This window comes from Bradyrhizobium sp. AUGA SZCCT0160, from assembly GCF_018130105.1.
Lineage (GTDB): Bacteria > Pseudomonadota > Alphaproteobacteria > Rhizobiales > Xanthobacteraceae > Bradyrhizobium.
The window spans coordinates 195,394-213,458 of the sequence record NZ_JAFCMD010000010.1; the positions used below are offsets into that span (position 1 = coordinate 195,394).

16 protein-coding genes and 1 pseudogene are annotated in these 18,065 nt (G+C 63.5%); 5 read left to right on the top strand and 12 right to left on the bottom strand.

All coding sequences use genetic code 11. The annotated features are described in order from the left end of the window. Window positions 1-24 precede the first annotated feature (24 nt). Window positions 25-912, top strand: a complete 888-nt coding sequence (locus JQ558_RS18330; protein ID WP_212207993.1) for a YicC/YloC family endoribonuclease — start codon at window positions 25-27, stop codon at window positions 910-912. A 3-nt stretch (window positions 913-915) separates the two neighbouring features. Then, on the top strand, window positions 916-1,569 hold the full coding sequence (gene gmk / locus JQ558_RS18335) for a guanylate kinase (protein ID WP_192740726.1): 654 nt from the start codon (window positions 916-918) through the stop codon (window positions 1,567-1,569). A 38-nt stretch (window positions 1,570-1,607) separates the two neighbouring features. Here gmk and JQ558_RS18340 read toward each other — a convergent pair whose 3' ends face one another. Continuing rightward, window positions 1,608-2,672: a hypothetical protein gene (locus tag JQ558_RS18340; RefSeq protein ID WP_212207994.1), complete on the bottom strand. Its 1,065-nt coding sequence runs from the start codon at window positions 2,670-2,672 to the stop codon at window positions 1,608-1,610. A 167-nt stretch (window positions 2,673-2,839) separates the two neighbouring features. Further along, window positions 2,840-3,211 carry a hypothetical protein gene (locus JQ558_RS18345; protein WP_312014998.1) on the bottom strand — a complete coding sequence of 124 codons (372 nt, stop codon included), beginning with the start codon at window positions 3,209-3,211 and terminating at the stop codon, window positions 2,840-2,842. Window positions 3,212-3,617: 406 nt separating this feature from the next. On the opposite strand from JQ558_RS18345, the gene JQ558_RS38140 reads away from it, so the two are divergent. Continuing rightward, the gene (locus tag JQ558_RS38140; RefSeq protein WP_212207996.1) at window positions 3,618-3,908 is read left to right on the top strand and encodes a hypothetical protein; all 291 of its coding nucleotides are present in this window, start codon (window positions 3,618-3,620) and stop codon (window positions 3,906-3,908) included. A 47-nt stretch (window positions 3,909-3,955) separates the two neighbouring features. Here JQ558_RS38140 and JQ558_RS18355 read toward each other — a convergent pair whose 3' ends face one another. Then, on the bottom strand, window positions 3,956-5,251 hold the full coding sequence (locus JQ558_RS18355; RefSeq protein ID WP_249119203.1) for a caspase family protein: 1,296 nt from the start codon (window positions 5,249-5,251) through the stop codon (window positions 3,956-3,958). 273 nt (window positions 5,252-5,524) lie between these two features. Between JQ558_RS18355 and JQ558_RS18360 the strand changes: the two genes are divergently transcribed. Further along, window positions 5,525-7,201 (top strand): tannase/feruloyl esterase family alpha/beta hydrolase, encoded by a 1,677-nt coding sequence (locus tag JQ558_RS18360; RefSeq protein WP_212294465.1) that lies wholly within the window; start codon window positions 5,525-5,527, stop codon window positions 7,199-7,201. Window positions 7,202-7,256: 55 nt separating this feature from the next. Here JQ558_RS18360 and JQ558_RS18365 read toward each other — a convergent pair whose 3' ends face one another. Continuing rightward, window positions 7,257-7,796 (bottom strand): alpha/beta hydrolase, encoded by a 540-nt coding sequence (locus JQ558_RS18365; protein ID WP_212294466.1) that lies wholly within the window; start codon window positions 7,794-7,796, stop codon window positions 7,257-7,259. Window positions 7,797-7,907: 111 nt separating this feature from the next. On the opposite strand from JQ558_RS18365, the gene JQ558_RS18370 reads away from it, so the two are divergent. Then, on the top strand, window positions 7,908-8,390 hold the full coding sequence (locus tag JQ558_RS18370) for an Lrp/AsnC family transcriptional regulator (RefSeq protein WP_212208000.1): 483 nt from the start codon (window positions 7,908-7,910) through the stop codon (window positions 8,388-8,390). Window positions 8,391-8,492: 102 nt separating this feature from the next. Here JQ558_RS18370 and JQ558_RS18375 read toward each other — a convergent pair whose 3' ends face one another. The 8 genes and pseudogenes from JQ558_RS18375 to lptF all read right to left on the bottom strand — a co-directional run bounded on the left by JQ558_RS18375 (window position 8,493) and on the right by lptF (window position 17,953). After that, entirely contained in the window at window positions 8,493-8,717 is a 225-nt protein-coding gene (locus JQ558_RS18375) for a hypothetical protein (protein ID WP_192740718.1), read from the bottom strand. 456 nt (window positions 8,718-9,173) lie between these two features. Beyond that, the gene (locus JQ558_RS18380; protein ID WP_212294467.1) at window positions 9,174-10,232 is read right to left on the bottom strand and encodes an alcohol dehydrogenase; all 1,059 of its coding nucleotides are present in this window, start codon (window positions 10,230-10,232) and stop codon (window positions 9,174-9,176) included. 12 nt (window positions 10,233-10,244) lie between these two features. Next, window positions 10,245-11,111 (bottom strand): 16S rRNA (adenine(1518)-N(6)/adenine(1519)-N(6))-dimethyltransferase RsmA, encoded by an 867-nt coding sequence (rsmA, locus tag JQ558_RS18385; protein WP_212208002.1) that lies wholly within the window; start codon window positions 11,109-11,111, stop codon window positions 10,245-10,247. Between the two features lie 71 nt (window positions 11,112-11,182). Then, a pseudogene (pdxA, locus tag JQ558_RS18390) lies at window positions 11,183-12,178 on the bottom strand (4-hydroxythreonine-4-phosphate dehydrogenase PdxA); the annotation flags it as partial. Between the two features lie 3 nt (window positions 12,179-12,181). After that, window positions 12,182-13,129 (bottom strand): SurA N-terminal domain-containing protein, encoded by a 948-nt coding sequence (locus JQ558_RS18395; protein WP_409363385.1) that lies wholly within the window; start codon window positions 13,127-13,129, stop codon window positions 12,182-12,184. A 65-nt stretch (window positions 13,130-13,194) separates the two neighbouring features. Then, entirely contained in the window at window positions 13,195-15,594 is a 2,400-nt protein-coding gene (locus JQ558_RS18400; RefSeq protein WP_212272764.1) for an LPS-assembly protein LptD, read from the bottom strand. A gap of 98 nt (window positions 15,595-15,692) precedes the next feature. After that, window positions 15,693-16,790: an LPS export ABC transporter permease LptG gene (lptG, locus tag JQ558_RS18405; protein ID WP_212208004.1), complete on the bottom strand. Its 1,098-nt coding sequence runs from the start codon at window positions 16,788-16,790 to the stop codon at window positions 15,693-15,695. After that, window positions 16,787-17,953: an LPS export ABC transporter permease LptF gene (gene lptF / locus JQ558_RS18410; RefSeq protein WP_212294468.1), complete on the bottom strand. Its 1,167-nt coding sequence runs from the start codon at window positions 17,951-17,953 to the stop codon at window positions 16,787-16,789. The genes lptG and lptF overlap by 4 nt, the downstream gene beginning before the upstream one ends. Between the last annotated feature and the right edge of the window lie 112 nt (window positions 17,954-18,065).

The window sequence follows — 18,065 nt, forward strand, 5'->3', positions numbered from 1 at the left end:
CCCTGTTTCGGAAAGTTTTACGCGATGGCGCTATCGAGCATGACCGGTTTTGCCCGGAGCAACGGCGCCAGCGGGCCGTACACGTTCGAGTGGGAACTGAAGTCGGTCAATGCCAAGGGCTTTGACCTGCGGTTGCGGCTGCCGCCCGGATGGGACGAACTCGAGGCTTTCGCCAAGAAGCGCGCCGGCGAGGTGCTGTCGCGGGGCACGGTCTACGCCAATCTCAACGTCAAGCGGGCCAATGCGGTCTCGACCATCCGCATCAATGAGGACGTGCTCAACTCGATCGTAAAGGTGGCCGGTGTGCTCGCCGGCAAGATCGACGCGGTGGCGCCCAGCATCGATGGTCTGCTCGGCATCAAGGGCGTCATCGAGGTGGTTGAACCCGAAAGCGATGAGGCCGAAGACAAGGCGGCGAAAGACGCCGCGGCTTTAGCCTTCGAGCAGGCACTGGCCAATCTGGTCGAGATGCGCCGCCGCGAGGGCGTCACGCTCGGGCACATTCTCAACCAGCGCATGGATGAGATCGAGAAGCTCGCGAAGAGGGCCGAGGCCGCGCCCGGCCGCAAGCCCGAGGCGATCAGGGCGCGGTTGGCCGAACAGGTCGCAGCGCTGCTGGAAACGTCAGATCGTTTCGATCCTGACCGGCTCAATCAGGAGGCGATCATGATCGCGGCCAGGGCCGACATCCGCGAGGAGCTCGACCGCATCGCCTCCCACGTTGCCCAGGCCCGCGAGATGATCGGTAAGGGCGGCCCGGTGGGGCGCCGGCTGGATTTTCTCGCCCAGGAGTTCAACCGCGAGGTCAACACCTGCTGCTCGAAATCCAACGATCTGGAGTTGACCAATACCGGGCTCGAGATGAAAAACGTGGTGGAGCAGTTCCGCGAGCAAGTCCAGAATCTGGAGTGAGTGATGACGGCTGGTGGTTTCGACGGGGTTGAGCGGCGCGGACTGATGTTCGTGCTGTCCTCGCCATCCGGCGCGGGCAAGACCACGCTGTCGCGGATGCTGATCGACAAGATGCCTGGTCTAAAGATGTCGGTGTCGGCGACCACGCGGCCGATGCGGCCGGGAGAGGTCGACGGGCGCGACTATTTCTTCGTCGACAAACCGAAATTCGAAGCAATGGCCAAGAAGGGCGAGTTGCTCGAATGGGCCACCGTGTTCGACAATCGCTATGGAACGCCGCGCGCGCCGGTCGAGGCCGCGCTGTCGGCCGGGCAGGACGTACTGTTCGATATCGACTGGCAGGGCACGCAACAATTGCGCGAGAAAGCCCGCGCCGACGTGGTCAGCGTGTTCATCCTGCCGCCGTCGGCTGCCGACCTCGAAAAGCGCCTGCACACCCGCGCCCAGGATTCAGACGAGGTCATTCGCGGAAGGATGGACCGTGCCACCCACGAACTGAGCCATTGGGCGGAATACGACTACATCGTCATCAACCAGGACGTCGACCATGCCTTCGCCGAGGTGCAGTCGATCCTCAAGGCCGAGCGGCTCAAGCGCGAGCGCCGCACCGGACTGACGGAATTCGTTCGCGGCCTGCAGCGCCAGCTCGAAAAATAGCGGGCCGAGTCCGTATCCGGATGACGCTGCGCCCGGCGTTACGTGTGCGCGCTGCGCGCCAATCGCGCCAGCATCTCGGTCACCCGCCGCTCCGGATCGTCCGGTGCGCGCGGATCGCGGGGAAGGTCTTGGGGGGCAACGTTGCGGGTAGTATTGCTGCGCCAGACCGGCGTCTCGTCCGGGAACATCGATGGCGAGGTCCGTTCGGTCGGGACCGAATCCCAGATCGCTCGGCGATCACTGCGCGCTTCCAGCGGGATCGCCTGCGCGCGGCCGAACCGGTAAACCAGACTTGCTGTAATTCCTGCCAGCGCGAGTGCACCAGCCATTACCAGCAGCAGCATCTGCATCGATGCCGACCGTCTTTCCTGCGATGCGTCAGCGACAGCGAGCGCAACCGGGGCGACGGCGGGCGGCGGCGCCGTTGCGGGATTGGTTTGAAGGCTTTGGGTTTGAACGTCCTGGGTTTGCAGGCTCTGGGTTTGGAGGCTCTGGGTCTGCGGGGGTTGAGCCTGCTGGCTTTGCGCTGGCTCGGCCGCGGCAAGGCGCGGACCGCTCGAAGAGGTGACGCCCGAGGATTCCGGCCAGCGCGATGCGATGGATGATGGCGGCGCGTCCGGTGCGGTTGGTGTGGCCGCAAGTTGGCTATTTGCGATGCTGGCAACGGGCACGGCGCCCGTGCTCTTTGGTTCGATCAGATCCTCGACGCGTGCTTGCGGCGCGGTCAGTTCGGCGCGCGCGTTGGCGATCGATTTGCGCGCATTGATGCTCTGCTGCGGCGAAACGGCATCGGCCGTTTCCGCCGGTGCGGAGTCCGATGCTGCAGGCGCGGATGAAGATTCCTTCGGCGCGGCGCGCGCAGTCTTGTTCTTCGCTTCGCCGATGTACCAGCAATTGCGTTTGGTGGCGTGATCGGTCCGGTAATACCAATGACCGCCTGCCGGCAAAGCCCCTTTTGGACGCGTCAGGCAGGTGTCCGCCGTTTTCGCGCTGTTCTCCTTGCTGTTATCTTTGGCGGCGTCCTGAGCAACGGCAGCGAAACTGGTTCCCGCCAGAATACTGGCGAAGAACGCCGAGATGAATTTCGCTGAACGCTTTGACATGGCCATCCCCGATAATGATACGCGACGCTTACGCGACACTTACGTCTCAAGTTTTCGTTAAAGACTTGGGTCGTAATGGGCCGCAATTTCGGAGCGGGTAGGGCATAATTGGGGCTCGCCAGCCCAATATGCGAAGCGGGCGGAAGCCTAGAAAACAGGCGCGAACGCTACTGTTTGCTGGCCGTCCACGTTCCACCGCAACCGGTCGATTGCCGGAACGTTCCGGAACCACTGCGGCCGGAGAGACGGCCGGAACTGGTGACCGTGACGCCGTTGAAATTGCCGACCGTGCGGGCGGAACCGTTGCCGCTGACGCTGCCACTGACGCCTTGGGCGATGATCCTGCCGCTGGTCACGACCACCGCGCCAGTCGTAGTGCCGCCGCAACCGACCGATGTAACCATCCACGCGCCGTCGAAATTGCCGCCGCTACCGCCACCACTGCGCGAGGCGCGGCGTGGGCTCTCGGCTTCGGGCTTGCTGCGCCGTGCGGGCTTCTCCGTCTCAATCGCGCGCGGCGTGGCGCGAGATCCGGACATGATTTCTCGTCATTGCCGATGCTGCCGCCGGCGCTGCCGGATTGCGCCAGGCTGGCGCTTGCTCCGAATGCGGCTGACATCAACAGGGAGAACAAAGCAATCCTGACCGAGCGTTGACCGGCGGCGTTTTGCATAAGCAGGTGCCTTCAATTCTTCGAATGTAATGCCGGCCTTAACTGAGACGAGCGCGAGCCAAGTGCGATGTTACTGTTTCGACGCTGTCCACGTTCCGGAACAGCCGTCCGATCGCCTGAACGTTCCGGAGCCGCTGCGGCCCGAGAAACGGCCGGAGCTGCGCCAACTCAAACCCGAGACGGATCCGCCTGACGTCGTCGAGCCACTTGAACTGACCTGACCGGAACTCAGTTCACCCGAGATCCTGCCGCCGCTGATCACGAACCGCTCGGTGCTGTTGCCGCAGCCTTGGGATTGGGCAACCCATGTGCCGTCGAAATTGCCACCACCACCGCCACCGCTCTTCCGCGAAGCGCGACGCGATTCCTCGGGTTCGGGGCTCGGTTTGCTGCGTCGTGCAGGTTTTTCGGTCTCAACCGCCCGCGGCGTCGTGCGCGATCCCGACAGCGATTTCTCGTCATTGCCGATGCTGCCGCCGGCACTGCCGGATTGCGCGAAGCTGGTCGTTCCGAACCCAACCGACATCAAAAGGCAGAGCACACCAACCTTGATCGAACGTTGAACAGCGTTTTGCATAAACCGGTGCTTTCAATGTCTCGAATGTAAAATCTAGCGGCCGGATCCATCGGCGCAGACCGCACCGATGACGCGGCAGGACTTGCCAGCCTTGTTGCACTCGCCAAGCGCGGCCTCCTTGGCGCGCTGGACCGTGTCGCGCTGAACCAGCGAGTAAGAATTCCCCGAAATCGCAAACGCGCCGCAGCGCGATCCATAGAAGCTGAGCTCGAGCGGACATTTGCTCGATCCGCAATTCTTGAGCGCATCGTCGACCGCCGCGCGCCGTGACGCGTGATTCCAGGAGATGCCCCATTTGTTGCTGTCGGGGCCGTAGACGATCGAGCCCCAGGGCTTGAGATCGTCCATCTTGCGCAGCCGCGTCAGCACGCCCTCGGTGGCCTCACCGGTCGGCGTCATGCTGCTCTTGGCCTGAAACTGGCTGATCGCCAGCCGCATGCCGTTCTTGCTGTCGAGCGGCTCCGGATCGAAATTGAGCTCGTAGAGCCGGTCGCTCAATTCCCTGAGCAGCGCCACGTCCTTGATCGGGATCCGGTCGGGATCGGGGCGTAGCGTGCTGGAGAGCTGCGGCGCCGGCTGCGGTGCGACTGCGACTTGCGGCGAGGCGGGCGAACTCGGCGCGACAAAGTAAAACGTGCCGTCGATCGGCGAAGACGACACCCAGGGCTGCTGCGCGCCGCCGGTCTCGCGCTTCACCGCGAGGCCGACCTGGTTGAAGGTCTGGAAAATATCGAGCCCGGATTGCTTGATCGTCGCCGCCAGCGCCTTGGTGTAGGGGCTGTTGCCGCCGGTGCCGTCCTGCGCGACGTTGCCGGGCTGCGTCGCGTAGGAAATCAGCGTGCCTTCCGGCGCGCGCATCTGGGCGAGCCCGCCGTCGGAGGCGCGCAGGCCGCGCGCGCCGAACGGATTGTTACGGCAGGCATCAAGGATCACCATGTTGAGCCGCGTGCCCGAGCCCTGCATCTGGCGCAGCACGAGGTTGACGTCCACCATCTGGAAATCGACATCGGCCTCGCGCGTCGGATTGGCGCCGACTGGAACCAGATAGTTCGAACCCGCCACCTGAACGCCGTGGCCGGCGTAGTAGAACAGCGCGACATCGGCGCCCTGGACCTGGCGGCCGAAATTCTGCACGGCAGTGTCCATGGCCGATTTGTCGAGATCGAGCTGGGCGCGGCCGCCGACCAGGGTAAAACCGAGACCGGCGAGCGTGTTTGCCATCAGCGCCGCGTCGTTGCGGGGATTGTCGAGCCGGGGAACGTTTTGATAGGCGGAGTTGCCCACGACCAGCGCGATACGTTTCTCGGCAGCGGCGGGCGCGGTTGACATCAGCGACAGCAGAATCGCCAACGCTGCAAACGCCCAGACTTTGCCGTCGAAAGCCCCGCGCATTTCCAATAATTCCCCGCAATATGCCGGCAGGATACCAGCCTGCGTGGCCCGGGAAAAGCGGGCCGGATGTCCGATCGGTGCGGCGTAATGTTTCGACAGCGTCGCTGCGCGGTGCGGTGCGTCGCTGCAGGGCCGAGGCGTGACGCCGGTCAGGCTTTGTGGCAGTTTCGCCTGACAGGACCCAAAAAGTGAAGTCCGCGGGGGGATCGCATGATCACGAAGTTCGCCGCATCGCGCGCAATCACGACGACGGTATTTCTATCCGGCCTCATCGCACTGCCAGCCTTGGCCGCTGCGGCCGAGCGGCCTCTCGGCGCCGACCCGGTCGCGGCATGCGCCGCATTGTCGGGTGCGGGCAGCGGTGCGATCAAGGTCGACGCGGCCGCGCTGACCGAGCCGAAGCCGCTGACCGTCGCGCCGGGCGGACCAACCCCCGCCGCCCGCATCAGTCCCGCGACCCCGCAATTCTGCCGCGTGCTGGGTCATATCGATCCGACCGATCCGAAGGCGCCGCCGATCCGCTTTCAGCTCAATCTGCCGCTGCAATGGAACGGCCGCTCGGTGCAGTATGGCGGCGGCGGATTCAACGGCGTGTTGATCACCGCCCTCAGCCTGCCGCCGGCCGCCCCGTTCGACAGCGCCTCGCCGCTGGCGCGGGGGTTTGCGACCTACGGCACTGACTCCGGTCACGAGACCAAGCCGGGCGAACCGCCTCAGCTGTTTGCTGCGAACGACGAGGCCTTCGTCAATTTTGCACATGCCTCCTACAAGAAAGTGCGCGACGCTGCCGCCATGCTGATGGAGCGGGCCTACGGCGCGAAGCCCGAGCGGATGTATTTCGTCGGCAGTTCGGAAGGCGGACGCGAGGGCCTCACGATGGCGCAGCGTTATCCCGCAGATTTCGACGGCATCTTCGCCCGCGTTCCCGTAATTAACTGGGTCGGGCTGCAGCATGCCGGCACCCGCGCCGGCCTTGCGACGATGGGCGAGGGCTGGATTCGCCCGGCGCAGGTCAAGCTTGTGCACGACGCGGTGCTCGCGGCCTGCGATGCGCAGGACGGCGTCGCCGACGCCCTGGTGGGAGATGCGGTCGGCTGCAAGGCGCGCTTCGACCCGGCGAAACTGCTCTGCGCCAGCGGGGCTGGCGGCGACACGTGCCTCAGCGAAGCGCAGGTCAACGCCATTCGCACGCTGCTTGCACCCTATAAATTCCCGTTCGCGATCGCCAACGGCATCACCGAATATCCGGGCTGGGGCGTTTCCGGCGAAGCGACGAAATCCTACGGCCCGACCGGCGGATGGAGTGCGTGGTGGCTGGGCTCCGCGCCTCCGGCGTTGCCACCGGTGCCCGCCAACGGCATCGCCTGGGTCTACGGTGCAGGCGGCATCGCGCACATCTTCGCGCGCGATCCGAATTTCGATGTCCGCAAATACCGGGTGGAGGATTTCGCAGAGCGGGTGCGCGAGGTTTCCGCGCTGATGGATTCGACCAATCCTGACCTCAGCGCGTTCAAGACCCGTGGCGGCAAGCTCATCATGCTCGAATACATGGCCGACTACGCGCAGAGCCCCTACGCGGGGATCGGCTATTTCGAACAGGTGCAGAAGCGGATGGGTGAGGCGGCGACCGCCGAATTTGCTCGTCTCTATGCCGCGCCCGGCGTCGACCACGTCGGCAGCGGCGCACCGTCGAGCGTCGACATGCTGTCGGTTCTCGTCGACTGGGTCGAAAAAGGCCGCGCACCTGGCGATCTCGTCGTCGTCGAACAGCAGCCCGCGCTGCCGATCACCGTCGAACGCTCACTGCCGCTGTGCCAATGGCCGGCCTGGCCGCAATACAAGGCGGGCGATTCCAAGAGCGCAGCCAGCTTCGTCTGCGCGCGATGAGGCGGGCGAGAAATCTCGATCCGATCTGGAGGCGGGTGCTCTAACTGCCTCGCCGTCAGTTCGCGGTTCCGGCGGCGAAAGCCGCGAACAATGCCTTTCCCTGCGGCCAGTCCTCAAGCTTGCTGGTCTCGTTGATGTGTCCGAGTTGTCCGACCTCGACGATACTGCCTCCCCACTGGTTCGCTCTCTCTCGGGCATATTCGACCGTGCCGTAGGGGTCATTCGCGCTCGCGACGATGAGGGAGGGAAACCTGAATTCCGTCCGTGGCGGATTGGCAAAACTGGCGGCCTCGACGGGGAAGGCCTGCGCTTCCGGGTTCGGAACGGCGACGAGAAATGCGCCAGCCACCGGTGCCGTTGAAACTTGCTGCCAATGCGCCACCAAGAGGCACCCCAGGCTGTGAGCGACGAGAAGCGGCGCCTGCCGGGCTGCACCCACCGCGCGATCAAGCGCCGCGATCCAGTCATCGAGTTCAGGCTGATTCCAGTCCGAGGGTTGAAGGCGGTGCCATCGCGGGTTTGCGTCTTCCCAGCGGGTTTGCCAGTGCAACTCATCCGATCCTCCGATTCCCGGCACCATAATGATCTCAACCATGTCCGCTCCGTTATCCTTGTGACGGGACAAAGTTGACGTCTTCCGTTGCGATCGGGAATGGGAAATGATCGGAAAAGAAGCGTGCGCACCGATGGATTTAAGGTTCACCCCATGTCATCCCGAGAAAACAACGTCGTAGCCCTCGATCCCACAGACATCGCGATCATCGAAGCCATGCAGGAGGATGGACGTATCGCGATGTCAGAGCTTGGCCGGAGGGTCGGACTTTCTCAGCCCGCGACGTCCGAACGGGTCAAGCGACTGGAGGAGCGCGGCGTCATTACCGGCTATGGCGCTCGAATTAACCCTGCCGCGCTGGGCCTCCGAATGATGGCCGTAATCCGCGTGCGCACGACCCACGAACATATTCAATCCTGCCTGAAGCAGTTCTCCGAAATGCCTCACGTCCTGGAGGTGCTGCGACTGACCGGAGAGGATTGTTTCATCCTCAAGGTTTTCGTGCCGTCCCCGCAACAACTGGAAACGATCGTGGACGCTGTGGCCAGGCACGGCGCTGTGACGACGTCGCTGGTCCTGCGCAGCGAGCAGCCCAAGCCGATCGGTCGCAAGTTGATTCAGCTCGCCGGTGCGTGACGACTTGTCTTTCAGTCGTCATGTCTACGGTGACAGTGCACTCAATGGACGCATCGCAGCAATTCGCAAGATCATGCGCTCATCGTGCACGACCGGACGATTTCATCCGCGGCCGATAGTCTCGAGCGGAGTGCGGTAGAGCTCGTTGCTGTCCCCGTCAGTAACGCGCACGGCACATCCTGTCGAACACAGCTCGGGACGAACGATGCAAAGCTCGTTCGCAAGGCTATCTGCTTTATCGATCGCGTAATCTGTGTTCTCGAGGATCATGCCGCCCTGGTTTTTAAACTCAGCACCGACGACGAGATCAAAATTGAAGTATGGCATTAGAGCCCCCTGCCAAATTCCAACTGCATGGAATCTAACCTGAGTCCGCTTGGTTCCTTCATTACAATTCCGCGCGCGACATCTGATTGCGGTCGTCTGTTGCGTTTCGGTATCGCGACCGCATCATCGCGTGCACATCGACGAGGCACCTGCGGGTCGCTCGGCTGCAGCATGCTGCCCATGAAGATCGATCTCGATTCGAAAACGCGCAGCACCTTCAAGCGATGGCAAGCGCAAGCGGCCTAGGATACCTTGCTTGACCTCAAGCCTGTTATTCAACGACCGGACAAGATTCGCTTTGGCTGGTTGAATAGAGGAAGAAAGATCAGGAGTAACACCGCCAACGATTCCGTGGAACTACGGTGACGGTGCAACTAACTTACCGGTAATGCCTCGGAAGACGCGACAGCGTCGCTGTTGCCGCAATTCATGGCAACGCTGCGCGCCTGCATCGCCTCAGTTCTTCAGAACGATACGCCCGACCACCTTGCCGGCGCGCAACTCGTCGATCCATTTCTGGACGTCGGTCATCGGTTCTTCCTTCATCGGCGTCGGCTTGATCTTGCCGGCGCGCGCCAGCGCCATCAATTCCTTGCCCTCGGCCAGGGTGCCCACCATGAATCCTTCGATGGTCATGCGCTTGTAGACCCATTGCACCATCGGCAGGCTGAAATTTCCGCCCATCAGGCCGGAGACCACGATCTTGCCGCCGCGCGCCACGACCGAGACCGCAAAGGCCATCGATTTTTCATTGCCGGCAAAGTCGACGATCTCGTCGAAGCCGCCCTCGGTCTCCTTGATCATGCGCTTGACCACGTCGGGCTCTGCCGGGTCGTAAGCGACAGCGGCGCCATTTTTCAAGGCGCTCTCGCGCGCAGCCGAGCTTAAATCCGCTACCGCGATCTTCTGCGTGAACATCGCCTGCGCGAATGACAGTCCCATCATGCCGACGCCGCCGAGCCCGATCAGCAGCAGATTGCGCTGCCGCGGACGATCGACCAGGCGCTTGAGCGCGCCATAGGCGGTGACGCCGGAGCACATCAGCGTCGCGGCCTGGTTGACCGGCAGCGGATCGTAATCCAGCAAATATTTCGCGTCGGGCACCAGCACGTGGCTGGCAAAGCCGCCGTCGATGGAGACGCCGAGGAAACGCTGCTTGACGCAGAGGTTCTCGTCGCCGTTCGCGCAGTCGCGGCACTGGCCGCAACCGATCCAGGGAAATACCGCCTGCTTCTTTCCGATCAGGTCCTTCGGCGCATCGGGGCCGACTTCCTCGACGACGCCGGCAATCTCATGGCCGAGCGTGAACGGCAGCGTCATGCCGCGCGTGGTATCGAGCCTCTTGCCGCCGCCGAGATCGGCGTAGCCGTCCTGGATATGCAGGTCCGAGTGGCACAGCCCGCAACGTTCGATGCGGACCAGGACTTCGTTGCCTTGAGGCTTGGGCGTGTCGACGATGGTTTCGCACAGGGGCGCATCGAATTTGACCAGCGATTGGCGACGCATCAGCGCCATGGCATTTTCTCCTCAGGGAACGTTTGATTTGGTGGTTCGTATATTGGTCAATTCACGGGCCATGGCAACAAAGCCGGATACCGGGATCGTCTCGGCGCGCCGGGTCGCATCGACGCCGGCGGCGGCGGCCAGCCGGGCCGGATCGACCGACAGCGATTTGAGGCTCTGGCGCAGCATTTTCCGGCGCTGGCCGAAGGCTGCAGCTGCCACCTGCTCGAGCGCGCGGCGGTCGCACGGCTCCGGCGCGCCGCGCGGCACCAGCCGCACCACCGACGACGTAACCTTTGGCTGCGGCACGAAGGCGGCCGGCGATATGTCGAACAGGATCTTGGTCTCGGCGCGCCAGTTGGCCAGCACGGCGAGCCGTCCATAGGCCTCGTCGTCTTCTTTCGCGACGATCCGCTCGGCGACCTCGCGCTGAAACATCAGCACCATCATGTCGTACCAGGGCGGCCACGGTTCGATCGAGAGCCAGTCCACCAATAATTGCGTGGCGATGTTGTAGGGCAGGTTGGCGACGATCTTGGCTGGCTCGCCGCCGAGCAGGGGGCGGGGATCGAAATGCTGCGCGTCGGCATGCACGATCTCCAGCCGTCCCGGGTAGCGCCTGGCGATATAGTCGAGCGGCGCCAGCGCGCGTTCGTCGCGCTCGACCGCGATGACGCGACGCGCGCCCAGTGCCAGCAACGCGCGCGTCAGCCCGCCGGGGCCGGGGCCGACCTCGATGATGGTGGCGCCCTCGAGCGGACCCGCGGCGCGCGCGATCCGTGCCGTGAGGTTGAGGTCGAGCAGAAAATTCTGGCCGAGCGATTTGCGGGCCGACAGGGAGTGTTCGCGGATGACGTCGCGCAGCGGCGGCAGATCGTCGATCGCGCTCATTCAGGGGTGGAGCCTTTTTGATTTGACGCGTTTTCTTGACGCGAACCGGTATCCACTTCGCTGGAAAACGCCCTGGCCGCCGCCATGCGCGCGGCGAGCCGCAACGCCGCGACGAGGCTCGACGGATTGGCGCGCCCGGTGCCGGCGATGTCGAACGCGGTGCCGTGATCGGGCGAGGTGCGGATGAACGGCAATCCCAGCGTGACGTTGACGGCGTCCTCGAAGGCGATGGTCTTGATCGGGATCAGCGCCTGATCGTGATACATGCAGATCGCGCAGTCGTAGGTTTTCCGCGCGGCCTCGTGAAACATGGTGTCGGCGGGCAACGGCCCCCGGACCTCGATGCCGTCGCGCCGCAGGATGTCGACGGCCGGCGCCACCACCTCGATGTCTTCCATGCCGAGCGAGCCGTCTTCGCCGGCATGCGGATTGAGGCCTGATACGGCCAGACGCGGGCTGGCGAGGCCAAAGCGGGCTTTCAGGTCGGCCACCGCGATGCGGGCCGTCGTCACGATCAGATCGGTCGAAAGCTGCGCGAGCGCGTCGCGCACCGATAGATGGATCGTCACCGGCACCACCGCGAGCGCCGGCGACCACAGCATCATTACCGGCTGCGGTGCCGCCCCGCCATTGGCGGCAAGCTCGGCGAGAAATTCGGTATGGCCGGGATGACGGAAGCCGGCGCGGTACAGCACGCTCTTGGCGATCGGGTTGGTGACAACGGCGCTGGCCCGTCCGGCCCGGACATGGTCGACGGCCTGACGGATGGAAGCGAGTGCGGCGCTTGCGCTGGTGCTGTCCGGCCGGCCCGGCGCCGCGGTTGCGACTTCGCCCGTCGCCACGACAGGCAATGCGCCGGCAAAAGCTGTGGCCGCATCCTCCGGACTGGTGTCCGCAAGTTCGATTTTCAATCCGAGAATCTTCGCCCGCTCGGCGAAGCAGTTGCGATCGCCGAGCAGATAGAACGGCGGCAGGCCGAGTTCGTTACGCCGGAGCCACGCTGCAATGGCGATGTCGGGACCGATGCCCGCAGGCTCGCCGGATGTCAGCGCGAGGGGCTTTGCCATGCGTCAACGACATTCGATCATTGCGGCTTTGCGGATCTCGGCCAGATAGGCTTTCTGCTTCGCCTCGAACTTCTCGGTATACATCTTTTCGCGGATTTCCCGCTTCTTCGGCGAATCGACGGTGGTGGGCTTCCTGCTGCACAGGGCAACCATTTCCACGCCCTGCTTGGTAATCTCCGGCGGGGTCAGATGGCCGATCGGAGTCTTGTCGAGCAGCTCACGCAACGGGGGAGCAAGCTCGGTCGATGTTTTCGTGACGGAATCGCGGATCGTGCCGTTCTGCATCGCCTTGAAATAGGAGTTGGCCGCCTCGCAGCTCTGGACGCGCTCGCGCAGGACTTCGGCTTCCTTTTTCCGCGCTTCGATCGCGCTCGGCGGGGAGCCCCGCGGCACCAGCAGCACGATCGGCTGCATCTTGTATTCGAAGGCTTCGACCTTCGTCGCTTCGCCGCCTTCCTGGGCGGCGGCGTTGACTTCCTTTTCGCCGACCTGGAGGCTCTCCTTATAGCGGCCGCGCACCAGGCTGGTCCAAACCATCTCGGCCTTGAGGCGGGCCTTCAGGGTCTCCGGCCGGATGCCCTGACTTTCCAGTGATTTTGTCAGCTGCTCAGTCGAGATTCGCATCCGCGAACCCATCTGGGCGTAGGACTGATCGACATCGCTCGCCGTGGGGTCGACGCCGAATTTCTTGGCTTCCCGGATCTTCACCTTTTCGTCGATCAGCTGGTCGATCACTTCCTGGCGGGGCATCTGCTTGCGGGTCGTCAGGAAGTTCAGCTTGGTGCGCTGCTCGATATCGAGATTGGTGATGGGCTCGCCAGTGACCATACAGGCGATCGATTGCGCGTGCAGGTGAGTGCCGCTGCTGGTGAGCATGGCGAGCGCAACCGAGCAGCCTGCGATCCGGGACCGGAGGCGATGATGTCGAGGCTTGATAGTCGTCATGCTCATGTCAGGCGCATCAACCAATTCGATCCGCAATACGCCGGGAACTGTTCGACAAGGCTTCGCCCACGCTACTGAAGGCCGCCGGCGCCGGTGGCCGACGTGGACGAATTCGCGATGGTCCGCAGTCCGATCTGAAGCATGAACCCGTGACTGAGGACCGGCGGCGTGGTGCCGGCGGAATAGGTGTAGGACGTCACATAATTGGCAGCGAGTACGAAGCAGTCGTCCACATAGCCTGCGCCGATGATGTACTGATTGAGCTTGTTGGCTTCAAGATCCCACCGCGCGGAACCCGACACCACCCAGTTCGTCGCCAGCTTGACCGATGCGCTGCCGAGCAGGCCCTCGCGCCGGGTCAGGTACCCAAGGGCCGGCTGCTCCGCATAATTGCCGTACAGCAGGCTGACCGACCAGCGGTCGAACGACGCGCGGCCCTCGGCCTCGAAACGGTTGAGGTTGAGCGTCGCTTCGTCCATGCGCCCGCGCACGCTGAACGTATAGGTCCGGTTGGGCGAATAATTGACGCGGGCGACATAGTCGGAGCGCGTGTTCTGCAGGCCGGAATCGACCCCGGTATTGGTCAGGTCGGCGACCGCGAACGAGTTCATGCCGAACAGCTGATAGGATTGACCGAACAGCACGTTGATGCTGCCGCCGCGGTCGAACTGCGTGGTCGCCTGCACGCCGACATTGGCGCGGCCGCCGCCCTCGATGCGGTCGTAGCCCGAGAACTTGTCCACCGCGAACAAATTGCTGGCGTCGAACACCATGCTCTGCGCGTCTTCGTTGGGCAGCCTGCCGGCAAAGGTCTCGTTGGGGCGGATGATGACCTGCGCGATCGGCTCGATCGTGGTGGTGCCCCAGGGCTGAACGTTGATGAAGGGATAGCGATATTCGAGGCCGACGGTCGGCATCACGCGCAGCGCGGTGGTGTCGCCGACGGGCAGGAAATTCGAGACCCCTGGCTGATTCGAAATCGAGGCATCGACGGCATCGACGCGGGCGATCGCGAACGGCGTCCAGATTTGACCATAGGGGTCGGTGTACGACCGCCGCCACTGCGCTTCCGCGGTGAACCTTGTGTAGGTGCCGGGGATGCCGCGCAGCAGACACTGCGAGGGGACCCGCGCGAGCGGATCGGCGGACGCGGTGGTGCAGAGCCCGGTGGTGTTTGCGAGCGTCGTGATCGGGTCGAACGCCGCGGTCGAGCGCGACAAGCTGGTGAAGTTGGTCTTGTAGCTGACCTCACCGCCGAAGATCGGACTGTTGATCACGTTGGAATAGTCGATCACCGGATGGATGACCGGAACCTTCTCCTGGCTGCCGGAGAAGCTGAGGTAGTAGATCGTGCGCGCGTCGAAGAAGCTGCGATTGCCGACGCCGGTCAGATAGAGCTGCGAGATCGCTTCGGTCGGCAGGCTCAGGAAAGATCCCAGCGCATCCCTGTACTGGGCCAGCCGGTAGTCGGACATGAAGAAGTAGTCGGACAGCAGCACGCCGTCCCAACCCCAGGTCCATTTGTCGTTGATGGCGAACTGGCCCTTGGTTTCGACGCCGCCGCGGAGATCGCGGTCGCCGGGCTGGCCGGCGAAGGCGCTGCGATCGAGCTGGTTGATGCCATAGGCGCGGATCGCATACGAGCCGTTGATCAGGCGCTGGCGGAATTCGCCCTGAAACAGCACGCCTTGCCGGGTCGTGATACGCGGATTGAAGGTCGCGTCGTAGTCCGGCGCAATCGCCCAATAGAACGGCGTTTCCACGCCGTAGCCGTAGGGCGTGTACGAGCTGAGGAACGGCATCAGGAAGCCGGTCTTGCGCTTCACGGTAGGATCGGGCGTCGAAAAATACGGCAGGTACGCCATCGGCACACCGAAGAATTCGAGCTGGGCGTTCTCGAAATACAGCATCTTCTCGGTCTGGTCGTGGATGATGCGCGCACCCTTGACCTGCCACAAAGGTGGCTTCTTCGGATCGTCCTTGCAGGGCGCGCAGGCGGTATACACGCCGTTTTCGAACACGGTATAATTGCCGCTGGTCCGGTCGGCACGGGTTGCCGCCATCCGCGTCGCATCCTCGGTGTCGACGCGCAGCGAATCGACGAAACCGTCACGGTAGTCGTCGCTCAGATCCATGATGTTGGCGTAGGTGACTTTGCCTTCGGCGTCCGTCAGGCGGATGTTGCCCTCGGCATGCAGGCGCTTGGTCTTCTGGTCGTAGATGACCTTGTCGGCCTCGACGCTGGTGCCGTTGTAGAACATCTGCACGTTGCCGACCGCCGACACACGCTGGTTGTTGTAGTCGTAGTCGACCTCGACGGCCTGCACGAGCATTTGCCCGTTGTTGTTGACGGGCCGTGGCGGCGCTTTGGGCGGCCGCGGATTGTAGGTGAAGCCTTGCGCGGAGGCGGGTGCCGTCGAGGCAAGCCCGATCACGCCTGCGAGGGCAAAGCCGGCGAGCAGGGCGATCATCGGGACGCTAACGGTGGCCAAGCGGTTCCGATAGCGGCGCAGCGGGCTGCACCGCCTGAACGCAGGCGACCTCAACTGGCGGGCGGCGACAACGGCCACTACCCGTCCTCCTGGTACAGCAAGGCCAAAAAACCGGTGAGGCCGCCCACGCATACGGGCAACCACGCCGCAGCGATGGGATGCATCAACTCAGCCTTGCTCAAATCCTCAGTTACTTTCGACAGAACGTAGAGCAGAAAGCCCGCACCCACGCCACTCAAAACCATCTTTTGCACGCCGCCCATCCGGAAGAAGCGAAGGCTGACCGACGCCGCCAACATCACCATTGCAGCCAGCAAAAACGGCTGTGCGATGAGCTTGTGATACTGCAAACGGTAGCCGGCGGTCGCAAATCCCGAGCTCTCCGAAGATCGGATATAGCCGGGGAGTTGCCAAAAAGACACAGTTTCCGGGGTCGAGAAACTGTTGCGAATCTGGGCCGGCGTCAGGGTGGTTGTGATGTACAGGTTTTCCTGCTCGATCGGCGGCTTGTCGAGGGAGTATCGGCGCACCGATTTGAACACCCAGCGGCCTTCTTCCAGCGACGCCTCGCGGGCCTCGATTCGTTCCTTGAACTGCAGGTCTGTATCGAATCGGAACACCGTGAGACCGGTCAGCCGCACGCCCTGCCGCTCGCTGCGGGCGGCGTTGATGATGGTCTGACCCTCGCTGTTGATCTGGTTGAGCCAGAATCCGGACGCGTCCTGGATGCCGCCGCCAGGTGCCGAGCCGAACAGTTCGGCCTCCATCCGCTTGGAAAGTTCGCGCAGGTTGGCCGACATCGGGTTGTAGGCGACCGTGGCGATGGTCCCGAGGATGATCGCGCTGGCCAGCGCCGGCGAGATGAACTGCCAGGCCGATACGCCGGCGGCGCGCGCGACCACGAGTTCGAGCCGCCGCGACAGCGCAAGGTAGCAGGTCATCGCGCCGATCAGGACGCAGAACGGCATCAGCTTTTCGAGCAGCTGCGGCACGCGGTACAGCGACGTCTGCGCGACCGTGATCGCCGACGCCGACGCCAGCCCCGAGGTCTTGCGCACCATTTCGATGTAGTCGACCAGCACCAGCAGCACGAAGATGCTCGCAAACACGCCCACTGCCGCGACCAGGAAGCGGCCGGCGAAGTATCGCCCGAGCGTATTGGTCAACATGCTCATGCTGTGGCCGGCCGTCCAAAGAGCCGCGCGAGGCGCGTATTCGATTTGTTGATCGCCTCGATCAGGCCGGCCGGCGGTTCCACCACCACGCCGCCGACGATCATCCACAGGCCGACGCCGATCGATGCGAACAGCATCACATACTGGACCAGCGCGGCGGTGGGATTCTTCACCGCCATGACGGAGCAGGCGAATCCGGCCATGCGCAGGCCGAACACCGCGATAATCGAACCGCCGATCGAAAAATTGCGGCTCTGCCGCGTGGTGCGCGGCGTGCCCAGGAACGCGAACGTCAGGACCGCGAACGCGAACGGATACACCGGCGCCATCAAGCGGTCGTGCAATTCGGCGTAAAATTGCCCACCCAGTTTCTTGAACACCGGGTCGTTTTCATCCGGCGAAGCCAGTTCCCAGAGGTAGCGTTCGCGAATCCCCAGTATCGTGTCGCGCTGATTGGAGAATTTGGACATGTCGAATGCGTAGCGCCCGAACGCCACCAGTGCGGGGTCGCGCTTGCCGGCTTCGAATCGCTCGAGGTTGCCGTCTTCCAGCACGAGATACGAGCCGTTCTCGTTCTTCAGCACCGTGCCGTGATCGGCGATGATGGTGACGCGCTCCTTCGGATCGCGGCGATCGTCGACGAAGATGCCGGCGAGCACGCCGCCCGGCAGGCGTTCGCGGATGCGAATCGTCAGGTTCTGGTCGAGCTGGGCGAAACGACCGGGCTGCAGGATGTTGGTCAGCACGTCGGCGGTGATCTCGGCGTCCCATTGCTTGATCCGGCGCATGCCGTCGGGAGCGAGGTAGGCGCCGATGAAGGCGACCATCAGCGCCACCACGCAGGTGGCGTAGAAGAAGGGACGGAACAGCCGGAACGGCGAAAATCCGGCGGCGTTCATCACGATGATTTCCGAATCGGTGGCGAGCTTGTTCAGCGTGTGGGAGACCGCGATCATCAGCGCGATCGGTGCGATGATCAGAACCAGCGCGGGAATCACCAGGCTGGTGATGCCGAGGAAGGTGATGATGGTCTGACCCTGGCTGGTCATCAGGTCGATGCCGCGCAACGCCTGCGTAATCCAGATCACGCCCGTCAGGCTGACCAGGACCAGCGCAAACGACGCAAGCGTCGTGCGGAAGATATACTTGTCGATCGACCCCATCGTTTACCGCACGATCCCACCTAGCGTGCCAAAAGAGCGGCTTGCGACCAATCCCGAAAACCGGGATCCCCAAGGTCGCGCCGCCAGCCTTTCAGCCATCTACGCTCTCACT

What these genes read in the sequence shown, in the direction of transcription:
- JQ558_RS18330 (WP_212207993.1), top strand. Translation starts at nt 25, where the DNA reads ATGGCGCTATCGAGCATGACCGGTTTTGCCCGGAGCAACGGCGCCAGC.
- gmk (WP_192740726.1), top strand. Translation starts at nt 916, where the DNA reads ATGACGGCTGGTGGTTTCGACGGGGTTGAGCGGCGCGGACTGATGTTC.
- JQ558_RS18340 (WP_212207994.1), bottom strand. Translation starts at nt 2,672, where the DNA reads ATGTCAAAGCGTTCAGCGAAATTCATCTCGGCGTTCTTCGCCAGTATT.
- JQ558_RS18345 (WP_312014998.1), bottom strand. Translation starts at nt 3,211, where the DNA reads ATGTCCGGATCTCGCGCCACGCCGCGCGCGATTGAGACGGAGAAGCCC.
- JQ558_RS18355 (WP_249119203.1), bottom strand. Translation starts at nt 5,251, where the DNA reads ATGTCAACCGCGCCCGCCGCTGCCGAGAAACGTATCGCGCTGGTCGTG.
- JQ558_RS18360 (WP_212294465.1), top strand. Translation starts at nt 5,525, where the DNA reads ATGATCACGAAGTTCGCCGCATCGCGCGCAATCACGACGACGGTATTT.
- JQ558_RS18365 (WP_212294466.1), bottom strand. Translation starts at nt 7,796, where the DNA reads ATGGTTGAGATCATTATGGTGCCGGGAATCGGAGGATCGGATGAGTTG.
- JQ558_RS18370 (WP_212208000.1), top strand. Translation starts at nt 7,908, where the DNA reads ATGTCATCCCGAGAAAACAACGTCGTAGCCCTCGATCCCACAGACATC.
- JQ558_RS18375 (WP_192740718.1), bottom strand. Translation starts at nt 8,717, where the DNA reads ATGCCATACTTCAATTTTGATCTCGTCGTCGGTGCTGAGTTTAAAAAC.
- JQ558_RS18380 (WP_212294467.1), bottom strand. Translation starts at nt 10,232, where the DNA reads ATGGCGCTGATGCGTCGCCAATCGCTGGTCAAATTCGATGCGCCCCTG.
- rsmA (WP_212208002.1), bottom strand. Translation starts at nt 11,111, where the DNA reads ATGAGCGCGATCGACGATCTGCCGCCGCTGCGCGACGTCATCCGCGAA.
- JQ558_RS18395 (WP_409363385.1), bottom strand. Translation starts at nt 13,129, where the DNA reads ATGAGCATGACGACTATCAAGCCTCGACATCATCGCCTCCGGTCCCGG.
- JQ558_RS18400 (WP_212272764.1), bottom strand. Translation starts at nt 15,594, where the DNA reads ATGATCGCCCTGCTCGCCGGCTTTGCCCTCGCAGGCGTGATCGGGCTT.
- lptG (WP_212208004.1), bottom strand. Translation starts at nt 16,790, where the DNA reads ATGAGCATGTTGACCAATACGCTCGGGCGATACTTCGCCGGCCGCTTC.
- lptF (WP_212294468.1), bottom strand. Translation starts at nt 17,953, where the DNA reads ATGGGGTCGATCGACAAGTATATCTTCCGCACGACGCTTGCGTCGTTT.